This window comes from Streptomyces sp. NPDC059455 (assembly GCF_042750115.1).
GTDB lineage: Bacteria > Actinomycetota > Actinomycetes > Streptomycetales > Streptomycetaceae > Streptomyces > Streptomyces endocoffeicus.
Genome location: NZ_JBHYVB010000044.1, coordinates 63,751 through 64,667 on the forward strand (window position 1 = coordinate 63,751; position 917 = coordinate 64,667).

Here is a 917-nt window from a genome sequence, read left to right on the forward strand (position 1 = left end):
CGGGGGGCGTGGTGGTCGTCGGGGGTGCCCCGCCCGCTTTATAACGGGCGCACGTAGGTGAGGACGTACACCACGAGGGCGGCGACGATCAGCAGAGTGGCCCAGGGGGCGAGCGACCGATCACGCGAGACGATCACATCGTCGATGATCAGCTTCGGCACCAGCGGGACGAGCGCCATGACGGCCATTCCGGCGAGCGAGGCGCCGAGAGCGAGCAGCACATCGCTGCGGTACTGCCAGCAGTAGCCGAACAGCCGCCTTACCCAGCCCTGTCCGGCTTCCGGGCCATCCGCATCCGATCCACCCGCATCCCTTTTGCCCGTTTCATCCGATGCGCCCGACGCTACGTCCGCCACCCGTGAACCTCCCGATCCGCACACGCTTCCGGAAGGCACCAACACACTGATGTGCGGATTTCATCCTGCCGCAACAAATGGATCGGGGCGCGGGCGGCTACGGGGCCCGGCGGACCGTTTCCCCTCCCCGCCCCTTCCCGCTACCAGGGGCTTCGCCCCTGGAACCCCAGAAGCCCCTGGGGTCCCAGGGACCCCAGAAGCAGAGCCCCCCGTTGCGGGGCCTGGAGCAAAGCCCCGCCCCCATCCCGGGTCCCGGAGCAGAGCCCGTTTACTGCAGGACCCGAGACAGAGCCCCCCGTTCCGGAGACCCTGGACAGGAGCCCCGTCCCGGAACCCCGGGAAGCCCCCGTTCCGGGGGGGGGGGGCGGTACCCCACGACAGTGCGCCCGGCGCGTCGCCCCCCGCCCGGCGCGGGTGGCTCGAGTCACGGTGGGGGGGGGGGGCGGGGGGGTTGGTTTGGTGGTGGGGGGGCTGGTCCCCTGCGCGGGCCCGCGCGCTGTTCCGGGGGCTCGTGGGGTGGCGCCCCCCGGCAGGCTCGCGGTGTTGTTCACCGGGCAGGGC

The 917-nt window shown here is 72.1% G+C and carries 1 pseudogene; it reads right to left on the reverse strand.

Annotated elements, in window-relative coordinates:
• Positions 1-254, reverse strand: a pseudogene (locus ACFXB5_RS18280) (hypothetical protein); the annotation flags it as partial.
• Between the last annotated feature and the right edge of the window lie 663 nt (positions 255-917).